This window comes from Pseudomonas sp. D8002 (genome assembly GCF_013385695.1).
In the GTDB taxonomy this organism is placed as follows: Bacteria; Pseudomonadota; Gammaproteobacteria; order Pseudomonadales; family Pseudomonadaceae; genus Aquipseudomonas.
The window spans coordinates 1-23,772 of sequence record NZ_JACAPM010000029.1 but is presented as its reverse complement, the minus strand read 5'-3'; the positions used below and the strand labels follow the sequence as shown (position 1 = coordinate 23,772).

The following is a 23,772-nucleotide window of genomic DNA, read 5'->3' as shown; positions in this document are numbered from 1 at the left end:
AGCGGAATGAGAACTTGGGATGAACCCAAAAAACGCAAGGCACACATCGAACTGATCCCGATGATCGACGTGATGATGTTCCTGTTGGTGTTTTTTGTACTGGTGAGTTTGAACGTGATTCCGGCCCTGGGCATGAAGACTCAGCTGCCGAGCGCCAGCAGTTCACAGCAGCTCAAGCCGCAAAATAAATTCATCCTGACCCTGGGCCTGGAAGGTCAGCTGCAGCTCGATGGCAAGGACCTGACCGTCGACGCGCTGGTGCCTGCACTCAAGGCCGGCGAGAAGCCAGACACCAAGTCGACGATCATCGTCAACAGCGACAAAGGCGTGGAAGTGTCGCGCCTGGTCGAGGTGATGGACACCCTGCGCCTGGGTGGCTTTACCTCTGTCTCCATCGCCACGAAAAAGTCCTGATCATGTATGCCTTGTTTCGTGCGCGTCGGCTGCTGGGCAGTGTCCCGGCCCTGATCGCCCTGGTGCTGATTGCACTGGGTATCCAGTCCCAACCCCTGAAGATCCAGCCGCAGTACGACGAGTCGGCGGTTGAACTCGCGCTGGTCGAGCCCGAGCCGGAAGTGGTCCCCGAGCCCGTGGTGGAAGAACCGCCGCCACCGCCGCCGGTGATCGAAGACGAGGAGGCCGAACCTGCCCCTCCGCCTCCGCCCCCCAAGCCGATCCCCAAACCACTGCCAAAGCCTGAGCCCAAGCCAAAACCGGTGCCCAAGCCCGTGGTCGCCAAGCCAACGCCTGTGCCTGCGCCAGCTCCGGTGGCCGCCAAGCCGGTGCAAGCCGCTCCCACGCCAGCACCCGCTGCGCCACCGGCGCCGCCGAAAGTCGACGGCCAGGCACTGGAAGGCGGCTACCTCAAGGGCTTGCGCAACGAGTTGGACAGCTACAAGCAATACCCCACCGGGCGCCAGGCGTCCCTTGAACGCCCGAGTGGCGAGGTGGTGGTCTGGTTAATGGTGGACCGCCAAGGCCGCGTCCTCGACTCCGGGATCCAGACCCCGGCGCCGAGCATGCTGCTCAACCGGGCCGCCACCAACAGCCTGCGCCGTATCAAGCAGGTGAAACCGTTCCCCGAACAAGCCTTCGGTGGACGTAACGAGCAGCGCTTCACCGCCACCTTCAACTACAGCGTGCAATAAGCACACACCACCAGGACGACAGTGATGAAGTTCACCCGGATTCATCTGGCACTCGTTGCCGCGACGAGCATGACCCATGGAGTGGTCATGGCAGATACCAGCGACAGTGACGTCGGGACTATTGGGGTACAGGGCAAGGCAACCGCTGGGGGCGGTTACATGGTCCAGGAAGAGAGCGCCAAGGGCCGCTCGACCATCACCAAGGAAGCATTGGACAAACAGACGGCCACTGGCAACGCCATCGACAAGCTCAAGTACACCCCGGGCCTGAACATCTCCAGTGAAGACAACACCGGCCTCTCGGGCTTCCGCTTCACCATGCGCGGCATGAACTCCGACCAGGTCGGTATGTCGGTGGACGGCATGCCGATCAACGACTCCGGCAACTACGCGTTGTACTCCAACCTGTTGGGCGACCCGGAAAACATCGACCAGATTTTCGTCACCCAGGGCTCGTCGGAAGCCGACGGCCCGCACATCGGTTCCAGCGGCGGCAACATCGGCATCGTGACCATTCGCCCCACCAAGGAAACCGGTGCCTTCGTCAAGCAAGTGGTCGGCAGCAACGCCACCCGCAAGACCTTCGCCCGCCTCAATACCGGTGAAGTCAACGGCCTGAGCAACTGGCTGTCGGCCTCCCACACCGAAGGCCAGATGTGGCGCGGCTCGGGTGCCGTACGTGCGGACAAGGTGGAGTGGAACAGCTTCTTCGACGCCGGCAACGGCAACACCGCCAACCTGATCCTCAAGTACCACGAGCAGGACAACAACAGTTACAGCCAGTTGACCAAGGCACAGTTCCAGCAGTACGGCCGCAAGTACGACCCGTACCCGGCGACACCGGCGGTGGGCGCCAACGGCAAGGTCAGCAGCTACTACGACCTGGCGCAGAACCCGTTCCAGACCTTTACCGCCGTGCTCAACACCCAGTACAAGCTGAGCGACAACCTGTCCCTCTCGGTGATCCCGTATTACTACTACGGCAACGGCAGCGGCGTGGGCTCCTCGGCCTATGCGCTGAACAGTGGCTCGAACAAGGGCGGCGTTTTCGACCTCGGCAACCTGCCGACACAGGCTCAATACAACGCCGACGGTTCCGCGACCACCGGCGTCTACTACCGCCCTTCGCGCACCCAGACCTGGCGCCCGGGCATCACCACCAAGCTGAACTGGGACCTGGGCGACCACAGCCTGCAATTCGGCTACTGGTATGAACGCGCCCGCCAAAGCCAGACCCAACCGTTCATTGCCCTCAAGAACAACGGCAAGCCAAGCGATACCTGGCCCGACGGCAACTCCGTGGTCGACGCCAACGGCAACACCGTACAGGGTCGCGACCGCTACACCGTGACGCCGGCGCAAAAGGTCTGGACCCAGGACACCTGGTACATCAACTCGGACTGGACGTTGATCGCGGGCATTGCCTACATGAACGTCGAGCGTGACGGCACCAACCACGGCAGCCTCACCGAGCAACCCGGCAAGGCCAGCCAGACCTACAACAAACTGCTGCCCAACGCCGGCCTGAAATACCAGCTCGACGAGCGTGACCAGTTGTTCTACAGCCTGTCGCGCAACATGCGTATTCCACAGAACTACGTGCTGTACGACAAAGGCGTCGGCTCCCTCGACTCCAAGCCGGAACTCAGCTGGAACCAGGAACTGGGCTGGCGCTACACCGGCGAAGACAGCACCCTCGCCGCGACCCTGTTCTACATGCAGTTCAAGAATCGCCAGCTCACCTCCCTGGACAGCAACGGTGATTCCGCCGACATCAACGCCGGCACCGTCATCAACAAAGGCCTGGAACTGGAGTGGAGCGGCAAGCTGCCGCACAACTTCAACTACTACACCTCCTACACCTACACCAGCTCCAAGCAGCAGGACGACCTGACCGTCTACAGCGCCGGCAAGCCGATCGTGCTGCCCACCAGCGGCAAGCAGTTCGCCAACGTGCCGACCAACATGCTGGCGGCCAACATCGGCTATGACGACGGGCGCTTCTACGGCACCTTCGGCGGCAAGTTCACCAGCAAGCTCTATGGCGACCTGACCAACGACGAAGCCATCTCCGCCCGCACCATCTTCAACCTCGGCGCCGGTATCTACCTGCCGGTGGACAAGAAAGTCGTCAAGGACGCAACCCTGCGCCTGAACGTCGACAACCTGTTCGACAAGAAGTACCTGGACGGCGTGTACACCACCAAGACCAACTCGGCGAGCTACAGCGGTTTCCGCGATGGCGACCCGGCCTACATCGTTGGGCTTGACCGCACCGTCACCGTTTCCCTGGAAGCCAATTTCTAACTGCGAGGCTCAGCATCATGGACATGAACCTGCTTCACCAAATCACCTTTTATGTGATGTACGCCGCACTGGCGATTGCAATCTTCATCACCATCGAACGTGGCATCTACTTCGCCTACGTGCGCCGCCAGGCCCGTGCATTGACCGAAGTGCTGGGCGCCAATGTGCACAGCGAACGCGACCTGCCGGAAAACCTGACTCGCCGTGACAGCCTGCCGCTGAGCATGGTGCTGCCGATCCTGGCGCAGAAGGCGTCCCATGGTTCGCGCAAGGACCTGGACGACGAGATCGAAACCCAGTACCTCAAGACCCGCGCGCCGCTGTCGCGCAGCCTGTGGATCATCGAAACCATCACCACCGCCGCGCCGCTGCTCGGCCTGTTGGGGACCATCCTCGGCATCATCGACACCTTCAAGGCGCTGGCCAGTGCCGGTGTGTCCGACCCGGGCCAGATTTCCGGTGGTATCGGTACGGCCCTGTTCGCCACGGGTTTGGGTATCGCCATCGCGCTGTTCTGCGTGGTGTTCCACAACTTCTTCCAGGACAGCCTGGAGCGCATCAACGACCAGCTGAAAATCCTGCTGATCCGCGCGGCAACCGGTGCCCGCGTGCAGGGTGAAGTGCCACACCTGGTACCGACCCCGCTGCACACCCGCACTGCGTGACCTTCCCGGGGCGGGCGCATCATGCGCCCGCCCTTTTTTTGCCCGATGAGACGCCTATGTCCATATCGCTGAAATTACGTATCGCCGGCCTTGCAGGCCTGCTCCTCAGTCCGCTTGCCCAGGCGGACTTTTCAATTCCGGGATTTGAGTTGGTACACACCGTGCCAGTGGACACCCAACTTGGCACCGCCGATCTGCGCCAGCCCGGCCCCGTGTGGATCCAGCTGTTCGACGGCGCGAAAAGCCGCATCGACATCGGCCAGTTCTACGCGGCCGACCATCCTGGCTCGGTGATGGACAAGGTGATTGAACACCTGGAAGCCGCCGGCAAACGCGGGGTGAAAATTCGCTTCCTGCTGGAAGAAAAAGGCGTGCGGCTGTCGGAAGCCTCGACCCTGGAGCGCCTGAAAGCCATTCCCAACGTGACCTTCCGCATCCTGCCCTATGGCAAGCTGAGTGGCGGGATCATCCACGCCAAGTACATGGTAGTGGATGGCAAGCAGGCGTTTATCGGCAGCCAGAACTTCGACTGGCGTTCGCTGGAGCATATCCACGAAACCGGGCTGTTGATCAGTGATGCAAACGTCGTCGCCCAGACCCAGGCCATTTTTGAACAGGACTGGCAGGCCCAGGCTGCGTTGGCCGACAACCAGCCTGTTGCCCTGCCCGCCACAGGCGCCACACCGGCACGCACCGGCAACTACCTGGTAGCCAGCCCCCAGCGCTACAACCCGCCGGGTGTGGGTGATTCGCAGCTGGAACTGCCACGTCTGCTGGGCGAGGCGAAAAAGGAAGTGCGCGTACAACTGCTGGACTACGCGCCGCTGTCCTATGGACCTGACAGAACCCGGCCTTACTACGCGATGATCGACAATGCAGTGCGTGCAGCGGCAGCGCGCGGGGTCTCGATCAAGTTGATGGTATCCAACTGGAACACCGAAGCACTGGAATTGCCGTACCTGAAAAGCCTGGCGGTGCTGCCGAATGTCGAGGTCAAGATCGTCACGCTGCCCGAGGCCAGGCAAGGATTTATTCCTTATGCGCGGGTGATCCACAGCAAGACCATGGAAATCGACGGGCAAGTGGCGTGGGTAGGGACCAGTAACTGGCTGGGCGGTTATTTCGATAACTCGCGCAACCTGGAAGTGGTGATGCGCAGTGAGGCGATGGCCAAGCGTGTGGGAGATTTACACGAGCAACTGTGGGACGGGCCGTATGCCAAGGCATTGGACGTGACAAGCGAGTACCCGGAGCCGCATCCGGGCAAGCCGTGAGCCGTTGCCTGCAAATCCCATGATTTGCGGGCAATGTCACATTGCCAGATATGAATGTTGCACTTTTCCGCCGTTGCGCTGACCAACCCTGCACACCTCATGGATGGAGAGCAGGGATGAACACCACACGCAATGGACTGTACGGTACGGCGCTGGTTTGGGCGGCCATCGGGCTGGCAGGTTGTGCCAATTCCATGACCTCCACCGGGGTGCCGGGGGTGAAGATGGGCGACAGCTATGAGCAGGTACTCGCCGTGGTCAGCCGTGACAATACGGTGACCAGGAAGATCGACGGGCAGGGATTCCGGGCTGAGGGTTACTCGCAGACGTTCAAGGATTGTCGCAGTACATATTTTATCTTCCAGGGCGCCGATGGCTTGCAGATGGTCAGCCATGAGCCCGCGCCGCATCTGTCGGTCAGCCAGAACTGCCGCCAGCCATGAGCACTTTACGTGTCATTCCCGCCCTGTTCCTGTTGCTCCTCAGCGGCTGTGGCCAGGTATATAACGTCCGCTCCCTCAACACCGCCTATACAGCGCCACCGTCTGCCGAGACGGCGCGCTTGCGCATTATCAGCGACGGCATGGTGCGCGCAGTGCCCGGGCGCGATTGTCTGGACTGGAATGTTCCCGGAGCAGGCGTGATGGTGTCCGCCAAATCCGGCTTCGCCGACCGCAATGGCGCAAGCCTGGGGATGCCGGGGCCGATTTACACCTGGGACGGTGCGGTGTCGTCCGAACAGGTGATTCCGGCGAACACGCCCATTGCCTTTCATTACCTTGGGTTGCCGCAATATGGCCGGCAATGTTTCAACACCATGACCTTTATCCCCAAGCCCAGCATGGACTACATGGTGCGAGCATCAATGTCCGGGAGTTGCTCATTCGAGCTTGCTGAGCTGCCGAAAGGTGCCGAACGATGGAGTCCGATTGAACCGACGCCATCGGGAAGGCTATCGATGTGCCATGCGATGGATAATTTCTAGCGGTACAAACGCAACGTGGGCCGAGGCATTGCACTCCGGCTCACAAAAAACCCACAAACAAAAACGCCGATCATTGCTGATCGGCGTTTTCGTTAAATATGGAGCGGGAAACGAGACTCGAACTCGCGACCCCGACCTTGGCAAGGTCGTGCTCTACCAACTGAGCTATTCCCGCAAATGGCGTCCCCTAGGGGACTCGAACCCCTGTTACCGCCGTGAAAGGGCGGTGTCCTAGGCCACTAGACGAAGGGGACACGCTACTGAAACACATGGTGTGTATTTCAGTGCCCAGAGATTAAATCCGAAGATTACGCCCTGGTTTCACTCAGTGCCGCCCGAGGGCAACACTGCTTAAATTTGGAGCGGGAAACGAGACTCGAACTCGCGACCCCGACCTTGGCAAGGTCGTGCTCTACCAACTGAGCTATTCCCGCATATGGCGTCCCCTAGGGGACTCGAACCCCTGTTACCGCCGTGAAAGGGCGGTGTCCTAGGCCACTAGACGAAGGGGACACACGTACAACATTCACTCCCTACCGCGTTTCGCTGTGTGCTTTACGCTGTAAGTGGCGCGCATTCTATGGATGGATTGGGAGGTCGTCAACCCCCAAGGATAAATTTATTTAAATCAATGACTTCGCCGTGGTTTACGGGGGTTGCAAGGGTTTCTCGCCGTCCAGGCTTTGGCGCCTATATTCTGGCGTTCCACAAGGCGCTATAGTTCGCCACAGCAAATGATGGCAATGTGCATCTACGCAGGGACTGCCCCGCTATATAGAAGAAACTACTGACGCAACTGGTCGCTCAGTCCTATCCGGTCACTGCACCAGTCACTACACTTCAATGCAAACCCCATAAAGAGGTCACACCGGTGACACCACTCATGATCACCCTGCTGGTAATAGCCGGGATCGTAATACTGATCGCCATTGGCTACATGAACCACGTGGTGGAAAACAATAAGCTGGAAAAGAACCGGACCCGGATCGAACTCAATGACCGGCTGCGCCGCTGCGGCGAAATCACCGAGACCTTCCCTGGCCAGTTGATGACGCCGCGACTCAAGTTGCTGCTGACCCGCCTGGAGCTCAACGTCAACCAGCGCCTGCTGAACCTCGACAAGTCCAATGCGTCGCTCAAGGCACGCATCACTGAACTCAACGCACTGGTGGCCCAGGGCGAATCGATTCCGGTGAACAACCCGCCAGGCCCGATCCAGACCGAAGCCAAGGCCAAGGATGTACGTTTCCTGCTCGAAGCACTGCATGGCCAGGTGACCCGAGCGGCCCAGGACGGTTTCCTGCCGACCAATGAAGCCAAGCACTGGATCAAGGAAATCCGCCATATCCTGGTGCTGCTGCACATCGAGTTCTTCAACAACCTGGGCCAGCACGCGCTGCAACAAGGCCAGCCGGGCCAGGCTCGCCTGGCGTTCGAACGCGGCGTGCAGTACCTGCGCAAGCAGCCTGAGCCGGTGGTGTACAGCCAGCAGCTGCAATTGCTCGAGAAACAGCTGGCGCGCGCCAACTCCATGGTGCTGTCCAACCTTGAACCGGCTGAAGACGAGGTCAACGAATTGACCGAAGGCTTGAAAGTGGTGGATGCGGACGCCGACTGGAAGAAGAAAGCCATCTACGACTGATCCCCTGCCATTGTGGTGGGCGGCAAACCCGCTCGCCACATGCCATCACTCTGCACCTATCCCCTTCCCCTCGAATAGCGTAAAAAAGGCCCCCTCACTCCGTTAACGAAAAGGGCTTCGCCATGCCTGTCGTGCTCATCGATGGACAACCGCTGCATTACCTCGACCAGGGCACCGGCCCGGCCGTTCTCCTCGGTTCCAGCTACCTGTGGGACAGCCAGATGTGGGCGCCGCAGATCGAAGCGCTGTCGCAACAGTACCGGGTGATCGTCCCCGAGCTTTGGGGCCACGGCGAGTCCGGCGCACTGCCTGCAAACACTGCATCCCTGGACGACCTCGCACGCCAGCACCTGGCGCTGCTGGATCACCTGGACATTGCCCAGGTCAACCTCGTGGGCTTGTCGGTCGGCGGCATGTGGGGCGCACGCCTGGCGCTGCTGGCTCCCGAGCGGGTCAACAGCCTGGTGCTGATGGACACGCACCTGGGCGCCGAGCCGGAAGCCACTCGCCAATACTACTTTTCGCTGTTCAAGATGATCGAAGATGCCGGCGCCATTCCGGAACCGCTGCTGGATGTGGTGGCGCCGATCTTCTTCCGTCCCGGTATCGACCGGGAGTCGGCCTTGTACCAGGATTTCCGCAACGCACTGCAGGCCTTCCCCAAGGAGCGCCTGGTGCACAGCATCGTGCCCCTGGGCCGGATTATCTTCAGCCGCGCGGATGTGCTGGAACAACTGGCGCGCCTCGACACCGACACCACCCTGGTGATGTGTGGCGAGCAGGACAAGCCACGCCCACCGGCCGAATCAGAAGAAATGGCGGCCTTGATCGGCTGCGCGCTGACGTTGATTCCGCACGCCGGGCATATCTCCAGCCGGGAAAACCCCGATTTCGTCAACGAAGCGCTGCTGACCTTCCTGGCCAACAACGCCTGACCGCCCTGCCCTTTGATCACCGCAGGCCTGCGGTGATCAAAGGCGGAAGTGCCCGACCATCCCCTTAAGCTCCGTACCCAACTGCGCCAGCTCGATGCTCGACGCTGCATTGCCCTGCATGCTCAACGCCGATTGATCGGCACTCGCACGGATGCTGGTGACGCTGCGGTTGATTTCCTCGGCCACCGAGCTTTGCTCTTCGGCCGCTGCGGCAATCTGCTGGTTCATCTGCTGGATCAACGACACCGCCGCCGCGATGCTGCCCAGGGCGCTTTCGGTTTCCAGGGCATCACTGACCGCCAGCTTGACCAGTTCGCCGCTCTGCCTGATCTGCTGCACCGAAGCCTGCGCAGCGCTGCGCAAGGTACTGACCAACCGTTCGATTTCCTCGGTCGATTGCTGGGTGCGCTTGGCCAGCGCCCGCACCTCGTCGGCCACCACGGCAAAACCGCGGCCCTGCTCGCCCGCCCGCGCCGCCTCGATGGCCGCATTCAGCGCCAGCAGGTTGGTTTGCTCGGCCACGCTCTTGATCACCTCAAGGACGGTACCGATAGTCTGGATCTCCGCGCTCAGGCTTTCGATGCTGGTACTGGCGGAGGTCGCGGAGCTGGCCAGCAACTCGATACGCTGCAAGCTCTGACGCACCACCTGCTGGCCGCTGTCGACCTTGTCATCCGCCGTCTGCGCCGCCTGGGCCGCTTCTTCGGCGTTGCGCGCCACATCGTGCACGGTGGCGGTCATCTGGTTCATGGCCGTGGCCACCTGCTCGGTTTCTTCCTTCTGGCTGCTGACCTCGATATTGGTCTGCTCGGTGACGCTGGACAGCGAATGGGCCGAGCTGGCCAGTTGCTCGATACCCGCCTGCAACCCGCTGACCATGCTGCTCAGGCCGCTGCTCATCTGTTGCATCGCGAGCATCAACTGGCCCATCTCGTCCCGGCGACTGACTTCCATGCGGCCACTGAGATCACCGGCGGCAATCTGCTGGGCCACTGCAATCACGCTGCGCAACGGTGCAACGATCAAACGGGTAATGATCCACGCGGCAATCAGCCCGACCAATAACGCCAACGCCGAAGAACCGATGATCAGCAACGCGCTTTTCTTCAACTGCGCCTGCATCGACAGGTCTTCTGCGTCGTAGGCCTGATTGACCCGGGTGACCACTTCGGCTGCACGCTCGTGCAACTGCTTGTAGACGACTTTTTCCTGGGCCAGCAGCCCGGTGTATTCGCCGAGTTTTTCGCTGAAGGCCGCGATATGCCCGGACACTTCGTTAAGCACGGTTTGGTAGCCAGGATCCTTGACGGTGGTTTTCAGCTGTTCGACCTGGGCCATGGCCTGATCGGCCTGCTCGATCTTGCCTTGCTCGGCGTTCTCGTCATCGCCCTTGCGGCTCTGGTCCAGGCGCACGTGCGCTTCGTTCATGGCCTGCAGCATCAGGCGCGAGACCTGGCTGACCTGCCCCGCCTGCTCGATGAATTCGGCACCTTCCTTGCCCTGGCTTTCCTTGAGGCCATAGGCGCCGTCGTCCGCCAGCCCGGCCTGCAACACATCAAGGTTGTTGGCGACACTGGAGACCGACCAACTGGCCATTTCCAGCGCCAGGTCCTTGGTCTGGGTCAGCTCGACAAACTCATCGAACGCCTTGCGATACGCCGCCAGCGCCTGCTCGACGTCGCTCATCACCGGGACATTGGCAGGCGACTGGGCCTTGAGAATTACCGCCTGGGCCGCCAACGCGTCGACACTTTCGTGCAAGGCGTCCACCGACTTGGGGTCGGCATGCAACGCGTAGTCCTGCTCGATCAAGCGCACCTTGAGCAAGCCGCTGTTGAGCGCCGACATGGCTTTAAGGCCCTCGAAGCGCTGGCCAACGGTTTGCAGCGACCATACGCCAATCGCGGCCACCAATGCCGTCAACAGCAGTACCAGGGCAAAGCCCAAGCCCAGTTTCTTGGCCATACCGAGGTTGGCAAAACGTCGTTGCACGGCAGAAATCATTGCACTTGAGTCCTCTTGCAATGGCGAATGCCATCAAGCCAGGTTTCGATGCAGCGAGATTCGCAACCCCGGGGCACTGAATACAAGGGTTTGGCGCCACAATAATGGCAAAAAGCTACATCCTCGTCGTTTTCAGAATGGTAGAGGTCGATCCTGCCGGCCCCATGGCCTTGAACAACGCCAGTGCACGCTGATCAGAAGCGTAGGCCACATTGATGCGCAGCCAGTCGCTGGATTCGCCCGTCGGGCTGAAAAGCGTCCCCGGCGACAGCAACACCCCCAGCCGGCGAGCCCGCGCCTGCACGGTGGAACGGTCGCCGACACCAGGGCGCGCCCAGAGGAACATGCCCCCCGCCGGCACCGCAAACACCTCCCACTCTTCGTCTTCCAGCACCTGCAGGGTCATGGCCATTTCCGTACTCAGCCGCCGGCGCAGGCGTTGCACCCATTTGCGGTAGGTACCATTGGCCAGCAACGTCGCCACCACCGCCTCGGCAAACCGCGAGGTGCCGATGCCGGTCAAGGTCTTGACCCTGGCCAATTGCGCGATGATCGCCCCGCTGGCCGTGAGGTACCCCACCCGCAAGGCGCTGCTGAGGGTCTTGGAAAAACTCGAGACATAGATCACCCGGTCCTCGTGGGGCAACGCCGACAACCGGGTGCACGTGGCATGTTGCAGGTCGCCATAGACGTCCTCCTCGATGATGAAGAAGTCCTGGGAATGGGCCAGTTGCAGCAAGCGCTCGGCCACCGCCAGGGACAGGCTGGTGCCGGTGGGGTTGTGATACAGGCTGTTGATGAACAGGCACTTGGGCCGGTGCCCGCGCAACAGCGCTTCGAGGGCATGCATGTCCGGGCCGCCACGGGTGCGCGGCACTTCCAGCAGCTTGACACCATGAAAGGCCAGTTGGCGGTAAAGGTTGCCGTACCCCGGGCTTTCCACCACCACGGTGTCGCCGGCCTTGAGCAGCGTGCGGATCAGCAGGTCCTGGGCATGGCTCGCACCGTGGGTGGTGAGGATATGCTCGACCCGGGTTGCCACCTGGATGTGCGCCAGGCGCTTGAGCAGCTGTTCACGCAGGGCCGGCAGGCCCAGCGGCGTGCTGTAGTTGAAGACGGCCGCGGTGTCGGTGCGGGTGACTTCACGAATCGCGTAGCTGATGTCGTCGCTCTCGCGCCAGGTGTCCGGCAGCCAGCCGCATCCCAGTTTCAGTTCGCCCAGTTGATTGTCGATGAAGGCGCCCCACCCCGACTCGGCGCCCTCATACCATTGGTTTTCACCGCGAAGACCACGCTCGGCGGGTGGCTGGGCCACACAGAAACCGGCGCCTTGCCTTGAGGCCAGCACCCCTTGGGCAACCATCCGCTCGAACGCCTCGATGACGCTGGACTGACTGAGCAGGTTCTCGTGGGCCAGTTGCCGCACCGAGGGCAACCGCGTCCCGGGGCTGGCGCCGCTCTCGCGAATCCAGGCGGCCAGCGCACTGACGATTTGCTGCACTACCGGTACAAGGGCTTGTCGATCGATCCCTAAATCCATGAGCCACTCACTTAAACTGTTGTCATTTAACCCAAACCAGTTAAGCACAGAAGCCCAATGACAGCCGCGATCAAGATTTATTAAATCATTGATTTAATTGAATTATTTACCTAGTGAAACACATTCAGGTGAGGCATCTGGCCACCTGCGGAAAAACCCCACAGCGCCTCCAACGCTTTTCTGAATGGCATCCGTCTCACTTCCTAAATCGCGGTCGCGCCACCGTCCACCGCCAATGCCTGGCCCGTGGTGAAGGCAGCACCGTCGCTGCACAGATAAAGCACGGCGCTGGCGATCTCCTCGACCTTGCCGATACGCCCGACCGGGTGCATGGCGGCGGCAAATTCGGCTTTGCGCGGGTCAGCTTCATAGGCACAGCGGAACATATCGGTGTCGATCACGGCCGGGCATACCGCGTTGACGCGGATTTTCTTTTTCGCGTATTCGATCGCCGCCGACTTGGTCAGGCCGATCACCGCGTGCTTGGACGCGGCATAGATACTCATCTTCGGCGCCGCCCCAAGTCCTGCCACAGAAGCCGTGTTGACGATGGCGCCGCCGCCCTGAGCCAGCAGCAACGGCAGTTGATACTTCATGCACAGCCACACGCCCTTGACGTTGACGCCCATGATTGCGTCGAACTCATCCAGGCTGCCGTCCGCCAGCTTGCCCTTCTCGATCTCGATCCCGGCGTTGTTGAAGGCATAGTCCAACCGGCCATAGGTGGCCACGGTCTGCTGCATCAACTGCTGCACGTCCGCTTCGAGGGTGACATTGCAGCGCACAAACACCGCTTCGCCACCGGCCTGATGAACCAGCGCCACAGTGCCCTCGCCGCCAGCCGCGTCCAGGTCGGCGACTACGACTTTCAAGCCTTCAGCGGCGAACGCCAGCGCAGTGGCGCGGCCAATGCCGGCGGCCGCACCGGTCACCAGGGCGACCTGGCCGGAAAATGTCATGCTCATGGTGGATGTTCCTTCGATGGGAATGCTCGATGACCCCAGTCTAGCCAGAGCCACCATCGGCGCGTCAGCACTATCAAAAGCCCGGTTGGCGAACCATGAGCCGCAGTGATAACGGCACCGGCATCACTATCATTGCAGTGGATCGGTGGGCATTCGCAGGTGCCGCGCACCTTGCCGGTGCAGCCCGAAGGGTCTATCACTCAAGGTCCACTTCTCAAGAGTCGCTGCCATGACTGCCCAGACTAACCGCCAATTCCTGCTCGCCAAACGCCCGGTCGGCGCGGCCACGCGGGACACCTTCACTTACCAGGAAGTGCCGGTGGGTACACCCCAGGACGGCCAGGTGCTGGTGCACAACGAATACCTGTCCCTGGACCCGGCCATGCGCGGCTGGATGAACGAGGGCAAATCCTACATTCCACCGGTGGGTATCGGCGAAGTCATGCGCGCCTTGGGCGTAGGCAAGGTGATCGCGTCGAACAACCCGAAATTTGCCGTGGGCGACTACGTCAACGGTGCCTTGGGTGTGCAGGATTACTTCCTCGGTGAGCCGCGGGGTTTCTACAAGGTCGATCCGAAACTGGCGCCGTTGCCGCGTTATCTGTCGGCGCTGGGGATGACCGGCATGACCGCTTACTTCGCCCTGCTGGACACCGGCGCGCCCAAGGCCGGCGAGACCGTGGTGATCTCCGGCGCGGCAGGCGCGGTGGGCAGCATTGCCGGGCAGATTGCCAAGATCAAAGGCTGCCGCGTGGTAGGCATCGCTGGCGGCGCCGACAAATGCAGGTTCCTGGTGGATGAACTGGGTTTTGATGCAGCCATCGACTACAAGAACGAAGACGTGCACGCCGGCCTCAAGCGCGAGTGCCCGAAAGGTGTGGACGTGTATTTCGATAACGTCGGCGGGGACATTCTCGATGCCGTGCTCAGCCGCCTGGCATTGAAAGCCCGCGTAGTGATCTGCGGCGCCATCAGCCAGTACAACAACAAGGAAGCTGTCAAAGGGCCGGCCAACTACCTGTCACTGCTGGTCAATCGTGCGCGCATGGAAGGGTTTGTGGTGATGGACCACGCGGCGAATTTTGCCGCTGCCGGGCAGGAAATGGCCGGCTGGATGGCTCAGGGCAAGCTCAAGAGCAAGGAAGATATAGTCGAGGGGCTGGAGACGTTCCCGGAGACGCTGATGAAACTGTTCAACGGTGAGAACTTTGGGAAGTTGGTGTTGAAGGTCAGCTGACACACCGCAGAACCAAATGTGGGAGCGGGCTTGCTCGCGAAGGCGGTAGAGCAGTCACCTTATGCATTGACTGTCACACCGCCTTCGCGAGCAAGCCCGCTCCCACATTTTTTTACCGTGCCCGCTTCAGGTCGGGTAGGTCAGGCAATCTCGGCAACTACCGCTGCCAGCGCCTTGGCCGGGTCGGCCGCCTGGCTGATCGGGCGACCGATCACCAGGTAATCGGAACCGGCATCCAGGGCCTGGCGCGGGGTCAGGATGCGACGCTGGTCGTCCTGGGCGCTGCCCGCCGGGCGAATCCCCGGGGTCACCAGTTGCAACGCCGGGTGGGCGGTCTTCAACGCCTGCGCTTCCAGCGCCGAGCACACCAGGCCGTCCAGGCCAGCCTTTTGCGCCAGGGCCGCGAGGCGTAGCACTTGTTCCTGTGGCTCGATGTCCAGGCCGATGCCGGCCAGGTCTTCACGCTCCATGCTGGTCAGCACGGTCACGCCAATCAGCAGTGGCTTGGGGCCGCTGCGCTGATCGAGCACTTCACGGCACGCAGCCATCATGCGCAAGCCGCCGGAGCAGTGCACGTTGACCATCCACACGCCCATTTCGGCGGCGGCCTTGACCGCCATCGCGGTAGTGTTGGGGATATCGTGGAATTTCAGGTCGAGGAACACCTCGAACCCTTTGTCACGCAAGGTGCCGACAATTTCGGCGGCACAACTGGTGAACAGTTCCTTGCCAACCTTGACCCGGCAAAGCTTGGGGTCCAACTGGTCAGCCAGCTTCAGTGCGGCGTCACGAGTGGGGTAATCCAGGGCGACGATGATAGGAGTCTGGCAGGCGGACATTGGAATGGGCTCTCAGGCAAGTCGAAATCGGCGCGGATTGTAGCGCAAGCAGCGGGTTTGCGGGATCCGATGATCGGTAATTCGCGATTTAGCCGCCAGATTGCGGGCTCCCGGGCAATTGTGTCGAAACAGATACATTCCCGACATGCCTGCAATACCCCCGAAGATTAGCCTCGCACACGTGAACCATCGTACAGAACTTCCAGCCCCGGGGCTGGGCGCCTATGCTGAACGCAACAACCTCGCCGCCGAGCTTCGGCCCGGCGGCCAACCAGGTAGATGATCGCACCATGCAAACCCTGACTCCTGTGCTGAATGACGATCAAAAAGCCTCGCTTGTCGGTGAAGACAAACGCTGGAATACCCGCGCACTGATTGTCGACGACGACGTGCCGATCCGCGAATTGCTGATCGATTACCTGGCGCGCTTCAATATCCTCGCCAGCGGCGTGACCGATGGCGCGGCCATGCGCCAGGCCATGCAAGCCGAGACCTTCGACGTGGTGGTGCTCGACCTGATGCTGCCGGGCGAAGACGGCCTGTCGCTGTGCCGCTGGCTGCGGGCGGAATCGGACATCCCGATCCTGATGCTCACCGCCCGCTGCGAACCTACCGACCGCATTATCGGCCTGGAACTGGGGGCCGACGACTACATGTCCAAGCCCTTCGAGCCCCGTGAACTGGTGGCGCGCATCCAGACCATCCTGCGCCGGGTGCGGGATGACCGCACCGAGCAGCGGGCGAATATCCGCTTCGACAACTGGCGTCTCAACAGCGTGCTGCGCCAGCTGGTGGCCGACGACGGGCTGGTGGTGCCGCTGTCCAACGCCGAATTCCGTTTGCTGTGGGTGTTTATCGAGCGCCCGCGCCGGGTGCTGAGCCGCGAACAATTGCTGGACGCGGCCCGGGGTCGCTCCATCGAGGCCTTTGATCGCAGCATTGACCTGCTGGTCTCGCGCCTGCGCCAGAAGCTGGGGGACGACCCCAAGGCCCCGCAGTTGATCAAGACCGTACGCGGTGAAGGCTACCTGTTCGACGCCCGAGATATCGGCTGATGCGCAACGCCTTCAACACCCTGTTCGGGCGGCTGTTCGGTGTGTTGCTGGTGGCGATTGTGCTGGCCCACGCGCTGGCATTCTTCTGGTTTCACCATTATGGCCCGCCGCCCCCTCCGCCCCACGAGACCTTCATCGAGCAACCGGACGGCAGCCTGACGCCAATGCCCAAGGAGCATCGCCGTCCCTGGTTCGGCGGGCCTGTGGTGCCGCTGACCTTCCAGTTTATCTCGCTGATCATTGCCGCCTGGTACGGCGCCAAGCTGCTCAGCCGGCCAATCCAGCGCCTGAGCGCCGCGGCCGAGCGCCTGAGCCTGGACCTCGACAGCCCACCGCTGAACGAGTCCGGCCCACGGGAGGCGCGGCAAGCGGCATCGACCTTCAACCTGATGCAAAAGCGCATCCGCGAACAGGTCACCCAGCGTGCCCGCATGCTGGGCGCCGTGTCCCACGACCTGCGCACGCCGCTGTCACGGCTCAAGCTGCGCCTGGAACAGATCGAAGACACCAAGCTGCAGGGCCAGATGCGCCAGGACCTGGACGACATGATCGGCATGCTCGACGCCACCCTGAGCTACCTGCACGAGCAACGCACCAGCGAAACCCGGCATTGGCTGGATGTGCAGGCGCTGGTGGAATCCCTGAGTGAAAACGCCCAGGACCGCGGCTCCGATGTGCAATGCAGTGGTGAGTGCGCGCCGCTGCAAGTGCAACCGATGGCCCTGCGTTCGTGCCTGAACAACCTGATCGATAACGCCCTGCGGTACGCCGGCACCGCGCGCATCGAACTCGCGGACACTCCGCAGGCGCTGGTGGTGAAAGTGATCGACCACGGCCCGGGCATTGCGGCGGATAAACGCGAGGCGGTGTTTGAACCGTTTTATCGGCTGGAAGGCTCGCGCAACCGCAATTCCGGTGGCGTGGGGTTGGGCATGACGATTTCCAAGGAAGCCGTGGAACGCCTCGGTGGACGGCTGAGCCTGGAGGAAACTCCGGGCGGCGGCCTTACCGCCGTAATGTGGCTGCCAAGGGCGTAGGAATGGTTCCTGCGCCCTGCAGGAACCATTACTGCCCGGTTTTATCTTCCCGCCGCACCTGAGCCTGGGTGGCACTCCAGTCCGTCAACAAGCTATACGCCACCGCCAACAATGTCGGGCCGATAAACAGGCCGATAAAGCCGAACGCAATCAACCCGCCAAACACCCCCAGCAACACGATCACCAGCGGCAGGTTGCCGCCACGGCTGATCAGGTAGGGCTTGAGCACGTTGTCGACGCCGCTGATGATGAACGTGCCCCATACACCGAGGAACACCGCATAGGTGTAGTCGCCCTTCCAGGCGAGCCAGGCGGTGGCCGGAATCCAGATCAGCGGCGGGCCCATCGGAATCAGGCTGAGCAGGAAGGTCACGATCCCCAGCACCAAAGCCCCCGGAACACCGGCAATCCAGAAGCCGATCAGCGCCAGCAAGGCCTGGGCGGCAGCGGTGCCGATCACACCGTTGACCACCCGCTGCACCGTACCCGCGACCAGTTCGATGTAATAACCCGCCCGGTCGCCGATCAACCGCTCCAGCAAGCGATGCACAAACATCGCCAGGCGCGGCCCGTCACGGTAGAAAAAGAACACGAACACCAGGCTCAGGGTCAGTTCCAGGATGCCGCCGCCGATCTGCGCACTGCGGGCCAGCAACCAGTTGCCGACCTGTCCCAGGTACGGTTTCAACGTGACCATCAGTGCCGCGCCCTGCTGGTCGATGCTGTCCCACATCGCCACCAATCGTTCGCCGACAAAGGGAATGGAGCCGAGCCAGGTGGGCGCCGCAGGCAAGCCATCCACCTGGATATCCTTGATCAGGCCCACGGCATCGCGCACATGGTCGGCCAGGTTGAACCCCAGCCAAACCAGCGGCAACGCCACCAATAGCATCCAGACCAGGGTCAGGATCCCGGCGGCCAGCGATTCGCGACCGCCCAGCCAGCGGGTGAGCAAGCGCATCACCGGCCAACTGGCAAACGCCAGTACCGCGCCCCAGAACAGCGCCGACCAGAACGGCGCCATCACCCAGAAGCTGGCACCAAACAACACCAGCAGCAGGATCTGCACCAGCAGGCGATCGTTATTGAGCATGTGGTTTCTCGAAAAGAAGTCTGTAAGAGGAAGAGCTTAGGCGAACGGCGCGGGTCCGTTCGCCCTGGAACGGTCAGCGTATCAGATGCAGGTGCAAACCCTTGGCTTCGGTGGTGCCGGTTTCCAGGCGCGCCGCACGTACGCCCTGATCGATCAAGCCCTGGCGCCATGCCTCGGCGGTGGGCCCGGTCAAACTGACCCGCAACGTGGCATCCAGGTTCAATCCGCGGGAAATAAGGGTGAGCCAGGTGGCGTCAGGCTCGGCGCCCAGCTTGGGAAAATCCAGCTCGCCAGTGCTTTTCAGTTCCCGCAGCAGCGTAGCGGAGGTCGGCAGCAAATCGCCCAACGGTGCGCTGGCGTCCATCTGTTCCACGTGCAGGTACGCCCGTCGATTGCCCCGGGTGATGCCGTACAACGCGACCAGGGAGTTGTCCTGCGGGGCCGCCAGGCGCAGCAGCAGGTATTCCTGCTGGCCATCGGCGCCCACCAGCTTGGCATTGCCGAACACTTCATTGGCCCACAGGCTGCTTTCGCCGCAATCACGGGCCTGGCACCAGAACAGCAGTTGCGCGCCCTGGGCCTGCAAGGCTTCACGGGTGGCGGTAAAGGCGGCGCTGGAGGTGTGCTCGGCAGGCAGTTCGTAGGTGATGGCAGTGGCTTGGCCGCGGGCGGTGGCCTGGCCTTCATAGCGCAGCTGGCCGCTGATCTTGCGGATCGAGCCCAGCGGGTAGATACGTTCTTTCTCTTCGGCGGGACGGTAGTCGACGATCTGCGCGTCGACCTGACGGGCCACGGCGGGCAAGTCCTGGCTACCCGGTACGTCGGCGGCAAACACCAGCGGGCTGAAACAGCACAGCCCCAGAACACGGAAAAATCCCTTCGGCATACTCATCGGATCGGCGCGCCCTGGCCATTGGGGTGCGCTGCGGTGTTGAGATCGTTCATGGTTGACTCCCTTTCGATCCGCCCAGCCTCGGCAGTTGACCCCGCCAAGTCAAGGCGTGGAGAAGAACCGATTGAAACAGTCTGCAACAAGGGTAGCGCCTGGCTCGTCATTCAGGTGCAAATGATGGCCACCGGGCAAGGTAGTCACCTGGAACGTAAGCCCGGAAAGCAATTCGGAATGTTTCGCCAACATGCCGTCTTCGGCGACCACCAACTGTGTCGGACAGCCGACTCGGCGCACGAAGGCCATCGCCTGTTCTTCTGTCAGGCGCATGGGGGAGGCCAGGGTCAGGCGGCTGTCGCTGCGCCAGGTGTAACCACCCGGCACGGGCATCAAGCCACGCTGGGCCAGCAGTTCGGCGGCTTCACGACTGACTGCCACCACGCCTTTCATCCGCGCTTCCACCGCGCGATCAAGGGTGCTGTACACCGGCTTGCGCTTGTCCTGCAGGTTCATTTGCGCCTGCAACGCCATGCCGAGGCGTTCGGCGGCGTTGTCTGCGGTGCCGGTCGGCGGGATCACGCCATCAATCAATCCCAGGTGCGTCACCCGCTCCGGCAAGGCGCCGGCCAACACCAGGGAAACGATGGCGCCGAGGGAGTGGCCAAGTAATGCAAAACGTTTCCACCCGAGTTGTTCGGCGACTTGCAGCACGTCGTGGACGTAATCCCACAGGGAATAACCGGCGCCAGCGGGTCGATGGGCCGAGTGACCATGGCCGGCCATGTCCAGGGCGACGATGCGCAGCCCATCGAGTTTCGGTGCCAGGCGGGCAAAGCTGTTGGCGTTGTCCAGCCAGCCATGCAGGGCAATCACGGGCAAACCGTCTTCAGGGCCGAACAGATGCGCCGCCAACTCGATGTGCGGCAGCGCCAGGCGGACTTCTTCGACGGGCGCAGTCATGCGCAACTGCGCTCGCGCTGGCGAGCTTCCCAACGGGCAAACAGGTTCTTGATCAAAGTGGCGGTGTCCTGTGGGCGTTCAAGGGGAAACATGTGGCCACCGGGCATGGTCAGCATTTCGCCCATGGGCATGCGCCCCACGCCGCTGGCATGGTGACGCATCACCACCCGGCTCTGGCGACCACGCACCACCGCCAGCGGCACTTTCAGTTGCCGGGCCTGGCCGGGGCTGGTGTGGGGCACGCCGCGGTAGATGCTGATTTCGGTGGCCGGATCAAAGCGCAGGCGCAGGCGATCACCCACCGGTTCCAGGCCGTGTTGCAGGTAGGCATCAAAACAGTCGGGATCAAAGCCGCGAAACAAGGTCTTGCCGGCGAAGTACTGGCGCGCAGCCGCCAGGTCGGCGAACTCTTCACGACGGCCCAGGGTGCGCCCCGCCGGGGTCAGCCGGTCGATAAAGCCGAAACGCTTGGCCGCGCGGATCACCCAGCGATCGGCCAGGGTCAGTACCGGCGAATCCAGCATCACCACCCCGCGATACAGCTGCGGGCTACGCATGGCCGCATGCAGGTGCAGCACACCACCCAACGAATGGCCCACGCCCCACACCGGCTCCGGTTGTTGCTCAAGGTGGTGGATCAGTTCGTCCACCAGGTTCTGCCAATTGTCATCCACTGGAAACCGGGGGTCGTGACCGTGCTGCGGCAAATGCGCGACGGCGTACTCCGGGGCCAGGGCGGCAAACAATTTGCCGTAGGTCGCCGAAGGAAAGCCATTGGCGTGAGCGAAAAACACGTGCTGCGACATACCTGATCCATCACCGTAAACAGAGTGTTGATTCTCCCCAGACCCGGCAGTCACGGCAATGACTGTAACTGCCAGGAATGATGACACTCACGCCACGCCTATCGGGCCGGCGGCTTCTCCCCCAGCGGTACCACGGCCATGGTCAGGCGCGATACACAGCTGGCCTTGCCTTCATCACTGGTCAGGCGAATGTCCCATACGTGGGTGGTGCGTCCGATGTGAATAGGCTTGGCCACCGCCGTCACCCGCCCGCTGCGCAGGCCGCGCAGGTGGTTGGCGTTGATTTCCAGGCCAACGCAATAGAACTTGCTGGCGTCGATGCACAGGTAACTGGCCATGGAGCCCACGGTTTCCGCGAGTACCACCGACGCGCCGCCGTGCAGCAGGCCGTAGGGTTGATGGGTGCGGTGGTCGATCACCATGCTGGCTGTCAGGGACTCGTCGTCAAAACGTTCAAAGCGGATATCCAGTACTTCACCGATGGTGTTTTTCTGAATCGCATTCAGTTGCTCGATATTCGGTTGGGTGCGCCACAGGCTCATTGATCGGTCCTTATTGGTTTTATGTCAGTGCTCAATCCTGCCACAGCACGGCTTCGGAGCGCTCGCTCCAGGCCAGGAACTGCGACCCGTAGGCTGATTCAATCACGTTGCGCTTGATCTTCAAGGTCGGCGTGAGAAAACCGTTTTCCACCGCCCAACTGTCTTTCACCACCACCAGTTGGCGCAAGCGCTCATGTTTATCGAGCACTTGGTTGACCTCTTCCAGCAAGCGTTCAAGGCTGCCCTGCAAAGCCTGGCGCCCAGCGCCTGCGGCATCTTGCAGACCCACGGCAGATAACACGCACAGGCCCATGGGCGCACTCAAGCCATCGCCCACCACGCACACCTGCTCGATGCGTGCATGTTCGGCCAGGCGGTTTTCAATCGGCGCCGGGGCCACGTATTTGCCTTTGCTGGTCTTGAAGATTTCCTTGAGCCGCCCGGTCAACCGCAGGCGGCCATCGGTGCCCTGCTCGCCCTTGTCGCCGGTGCGCAGGAAGCCGTCGGCGGTGAGGGTCTCGGCAGTTTTTGCCGGGTCCTTGTAATAACCGAGCATGGTCGCGCCGCTGCGTACCTGGACTTCGCCGTCGTCACCAATGCGCACTTCGACGTCCGGGCATGGCGGGCCGATCCAGCCGAGTTTCTGCTGGCCGGGGCGGCACACGTGGGAATAGCCGCAGCTTTCGGTCATGCCATAGACCTCCAGCACATCCAGGCCCAGCCGGCGATACCAGACCAACAGTGCTTCGGGCACGGGGGCTGCGCCGGAGATCGCCACGCGCACAGCGTCCAGGCCCAACCCGGCGAGTACTTTGTGGCCGACCCGCTTGCCGATGAAGGGCAGGCTCAGCAAGGTATCGAGGCGGCTTGCGGGGATTTTGCTATAGACGCCCATCTGGAATTTGGTCCAGATCCGCGGTACGCCGAACAGCGCTGTTGGCCTCGCCCGTTTGAGGTCTGTCAGAAAAGTGTCGAGGCTCTCGGCGAAAAATACTGTCTGTCCGGTGTAGATCGAGGCCATCTCCACGAACATGCGTTCGGCGACGTGGCACAGCGGCAGGTAGGACAGCAGGCGGTCGCCCTCCCCCAGGCCGAACAGTTCAGTGCCGCGGATGGCCGCGAAGGCCAGCGCGCCGAAGCTGTGCATCACGCCCTTGGGCAGGCCGGTGGTGCCGGAGGTGTAGATGATGGTGGCTAGATCGGATGCTGCGGGCGCGGGGTTGTCCTGAATGGGTGAGCAGGCTTGCAGGTCGGCCCAGGTGAAATCGAATTCGCCATCGGGGCACAGCGGCAGGCTGATGGTGGGCAGGTCGGCCTTTACTCCGGCGGACATGGCGGGCCAGTCGTCCAGTTTGCCGATAAATGCCAGTGCGGCTTCGGAATGCTCGAGTACGTGGGCGACGGAGTCGGCGGTGAGGTTGGGGTAGAGCGGGACCGAGACGTGGCCGGCCATCCAGATGGCGAGGTCGGCGATGATCCAGTGGGCGCAGTTTTTCGAGATCAGGGCGATGTGGGAGCCCACTGGCAGGTCGCGGGCTCGCAGCCAGTGGGCGGCGCAGCGGGCCTGTTGACCGGCTTCGGCCCAGGTGAGGGTTTGGACCTCGCCGCCCTTGATGGGCTGAACCAGGAATCGTTGCCGTGGGTGGCGGGCTTCGCGGTCGAAGAAGACTTGCAGCGGCAAACGAATAGCGACAGACATGGACGCGCTCCTTTGTGTTCCGATGGTAGCCAACCAAGCACTTGCTTGGCTGACTATTTCATGGGAGCGCGGGGGGTGCAAGTTCTGCTGTTTGGGGGTATATCCGTTATTTGGGTGATGGCTGAAATGGGTTCCGCTCTTACAGCGGCT

General features: G+C 62.0%; 22 protein-coding genes, 4 tRNA genes and 1 pseudogene. 12 read left to right on the top strand and 15 right to left on the bottom strand.

What is annotated here, in order from left to right; all coding sequences use genetic code 11:
- Positions 1–6: 6 nt before the first annotated feature.
- The 7 genes from HX807_RS16935 (at position 7) to HX807_RS16905 (ending at position 6,379) form a co-directional block, all read left to right on the top strand.
- On the top strand, positions 7–414 hold the full coding sequence (locus HX807_RS16935; RefSeq protein ID WP_003217209.1) for a biopolymer transporter ExbD: 408 nt from the start codon (positions 7–9) through the stop codon (positions 412–414).
- Positions 415–416: 2 nt separating this feature from the next.
- Positions 417–1,148, top strand: a complete 732-nt coding sequence (locus HX807_RS16930) for an energy transducer TonB (RefSeq protein ID WP_177050513.1) — start codon at positions 417–419, stop codon at positions 1,146–1,148.
- Positions 1,149–1,172: 24 nt separating this feature from the next.
- Positions 1,173–3,455, top strand: a complete 2,283-nt coding sequence (locus HX807_RS16925) for a TonB-dependent receptor (protein WP_008431274.1) — start codon at positions 1,173–1,175, stop codon at positions 3,453–3,455.
- Positions 3,456–3,472: 17 nt separating this feature from the next.
- Complete coding sequence (locus tag HX807_RS16920) at positions 3,473–4,120, top strand: MotA/TolQ/ExbB proton channel family protein (protein WP_003217203.1); 648 nt, start codon at positions 3,473–3,475, stop codon at positions 4,118–4,120.
- A gap of 56 nt (positions 4,121–4,176) precedes the next feature.
- Positions 4,177–5,394, top strand: a complete 1,218-nt coding sequence (locus tag HX807_RS16915; RefSeq protein WP_177050512.1) for a phospholipase D-like domain-containing protein — start codon at positions 4,177–4,179, stop codon at positions 5,392–5,394.
- Between the two features lie 116 nt (positions 5,395–5,510).
- Entirely contained in the window at positions 5,511–5,837 is a 327-nt protein-coding gene (locus HX807_RS16910) for a hypothetical protein (protein ID WP_102606452.1), read from the top strand.
- Positions 5,834–6,379: a hypothetical protein gene (locus HX807_RS16905; protein WP_177050511.1), complete on the top strand. Its 546-nt coding sequence runs from the start codon at positions 5,834–5,836 to the stop codon at positions 6,377–6,379. Before HX807_RS16910 ends, HX807_RS16905 begins: the two co-directional genes overlap by 4 nt.
- A 99-nt stretch (positions 6,380–6,478) precedes the next feature.
- On the opposite strand, the gene HX807_RS16900 is transcribed toward HX807_RS16905, so the two are convergent.
- The 4 genes from HX807_RS16900 to HX807_RS16885 form a co-directional block, all read right to left on the bottom strand.
- Positions 6,479–6,554 (bottom strand) — tRNA-Gly (locus HX807_RS16900).
- A 3-nt stretch (positions 6,555–6,557) separates the two neighbouring features.
- Positions 6,558–6,633: transfer RNA gene (locus HX807_RS16895), tRNA-Glu, on the bottom strand.
- Positions 6,634–6,737: 104 nt separating this feature from the next.
- Positions 6,738–6,813, bottom strand: a tRNA-Gly gene (locus tag HX807_RS16890).
- A gap of 3 nt (positions 6,814–6,816) precedes the next feature.
- Positions 6,817–6,892 (bottom strand) — tRNA-Glu (locus tag HX807_RS16885).
- Between the two features lie 370 nt (positions 6,893–7,262).
- Here HX807_RS16885 and HX807_RS16880 point away from each other — a divergent pair.
- Both HX807_RS16880 and HX807_RS16875 read left to right on the top strand, forming a co-directional pair.
- Positions 7,263–8,021, top strand: coding sequence for a hypothetical protein (locus HX807_RS16880; RefSeq protein ID WP_003217193.1), 759 nt, complete (start codon positions 7,263–7,265; stop codon positions 8,019–8,021).
- A 122-nt stretch (positions 8,022–8,143) separates the two neighbouring features.
- A complete protein-coding gene (locus HX807_RS16875) occupies positions 8,144–8,956 on the top strand; it encodes an alpha/beta fold hydrolase (RefSeq protein ID WP_102606303.1) in 813 nt (270 codons plus the stop codon).
- A 36-nt stretch (positions 8,957–8,992) separates the two neighbouring features.
- Here HX807_RS16875 and HX807_RS31965 read toward each other — a convergent pair whose 3' ends face one another.
- From HX807_RS31965 to HX807_RS16860, 4 genes and pseudogenes are all read right to left on the bottom strand, one after another.
- Positions 8,993–9,835: a methyl-accepting chemotaxis protein gene (locus tag HX807_RS31965; RefSeq protein ID WP_371132479.1), complete on the bottom strand. Its 843-nt coding sequence runs from the start codon at positions 9,833–9,835 to the stop codon at positions 8,993–8,995.
- An 18-nt stretch (positions 9,836–9,853) separates the two neighbouring features.
- Positions 9,854–10,078 (bottom strand): annotated as a pseudogene (locus HX807_RS31960) (HAMP domain-containing protein); the annotation flags it as partial.
- A 997-nt stretch (positions 10,079–11,075) separates the two neighbouring features.
- Positions 11,076–12,500, bottom strand: a complete 1,425-nt coding sequence (locus HX807_RS16865; protein WP_134327080.1) for a PLP-dependent aminotransferase family protein — start codon at positions 12,498–12,500, stop codon at positions 11,076–11,078.
- Between the two features lie 203 nt (positions 12,501–12,703).
- Positions 12,704–13,465: an SDR family oxidoreductase gene (locus HX807_RS16860; protein ID WP_177050509.1), complete on the bottom strand. Its 762-nt coding sequence runs from the start codon at positions 13,463–13,465 to the stop codon at positions 12,704–12,706.
- Positions 13,466–13,694: 229 nt separating this feature from the next.
- On the opposite strand from HX807_RS16860, the gene HX807_RS16855 reads away from it, so the two are divergent.
- The gene (locus HX807_RS16855; RefSeq protein ID WP_087695366.1) at positions 13,695–14,702 is read left to right on the top strand and encodes an NADP-dependent oxidoreductase; all 1,008 of its coding nucleotides are present in this window, start codon (positions 13,695–13,697) and stop codon (positions 14,700–14,702) included.
- A 140-nt stretch (positions 14,703–14,842) separates the two neighbouring features.
- Here HX807_RS16855 and pyrF read toward each other — a convergent pair whose 3' ends face one another.
- Positions 14,843–15,541 (bottom strand): orotidine-5'-phosphate decarboxylase, encoded by a 699-nt coding sequence (gene pyrF / locus HX807_RS16850; RefSeq protein ID WP_003217180.1) that lies wholly within the window; start codon positions 15,539–15,541, stop codon positions 14,843–14,845.
- 290 nt (positions 15,542–15,831) lie between these two features.
- On the opposite strand from pyrF, the gene HX807_RS16845 reads away from it, so the two are divergent.
- Together HX807_RS16845 and HX807_RS16840 are read left to right on the top strand one after the other, a co-directional pair.
- Positions 15,832–16,596 carry a response regulator gene (locus HX807_RS16845; RefSeq protein ID WP_032898726.1) on the top strand — a complete coding sequence of 255 codons (765 nt, stop codon included), beginning with the start codon at positions 15,832–15,834 and terminating at the stop codon, positions 16,594–16,596.
- Positions 16,596–17,633, top strand: a complete 1,038-nt coding sequence (locus tag HX807_RS16840; protein ID WP_003217175.1) for a cell wall metabolism sensor histidine kinase WalK — start codon at positions 16,596–16,598, stop codon at positions 17,631–17,633. Before HX807_RS16845 ends, HX807_RS16840 begins: the two co-directional genes overlap by 1 nt.
- Before the next feature lie 28 nt (positions 17,634–17,661).
- Here the strand turns inward: HX807_RS16840 and HX807_RS16835 are convergent, their stop codons facing one another.
- From HX807_RS16835 to HX807_RS16810, 6 genes are all read right to left on the bottom strand, one after another.
- Complete coding sequence (locus HX807_RS16835) at positions 17,662–18,726, bottom strand: AI-2E family transporter (protein WP_003217173.1); 1,065 nt, start codon at positions 18,724–18,726, stop codon at positions 17,662–17,664.
- Positions 18,727–18,799: 73 nt separating this feature from the next.
- A complete protein-coding gene (locus HX807_RS16830; protein WP_003217171.1) occupies positions 18,800–19,618 on the bottom strand; it encodes a DUF4892 domain-containing protein in 819 nt (272 codons plus the stop codon).
- Positions 19,619–19,720: 102 nt separating this feature from the next.
- A complete protein-coding gene (locus HX807_RS16825) occupies positions 19,721–20,575 on the bottom strand; it encodes an alpha/beta hydrolase (RefSeq protein WP_177029369.1) in 855 nt (284 codons plus the stop codon).
- Positions 20,572–21,381: an alpha/beta fold hydrolase gene (locus tag HX807_RS16820; protein WP_008431257.1), complete on the bottom strand. Its 810-nt coding sequence runs from the start codon at positions 21,379–21,381 to the stop codon at positions 20,572–20,574. The genes HX807_RS16825 and HX807_RS16820 overlap by 4 nt, the downstream gene beginning before the upstream one ends.
- Before the next feature lie 98 nt (positions 21,382–21,479).
- On the bottom strand, positions 21,480–21,923 hold the full coding sequence (locus tag HX807_RS16815) for a hotdog fold thioesterase (RefSeq protein ID WP_102369642.1): 444 nt from the start codon (positions 21,921–21,923) through the stop codon (positions 21,480–21,482).
- Between the two features lie 31 nt (positions 21,924–21,954).
- Positions 21,955–23,622, bottom strand: coding sequence for an AMP-binding protein (locus HX807_RS16810; protein ID WP_177050507.1), 1,668 nt, complete (start codon positions 23,620–23,622; stop codon positions 21,955–21,957).
- Positions 23,623–23,772 lie beyond the last annotated feature (150 nt).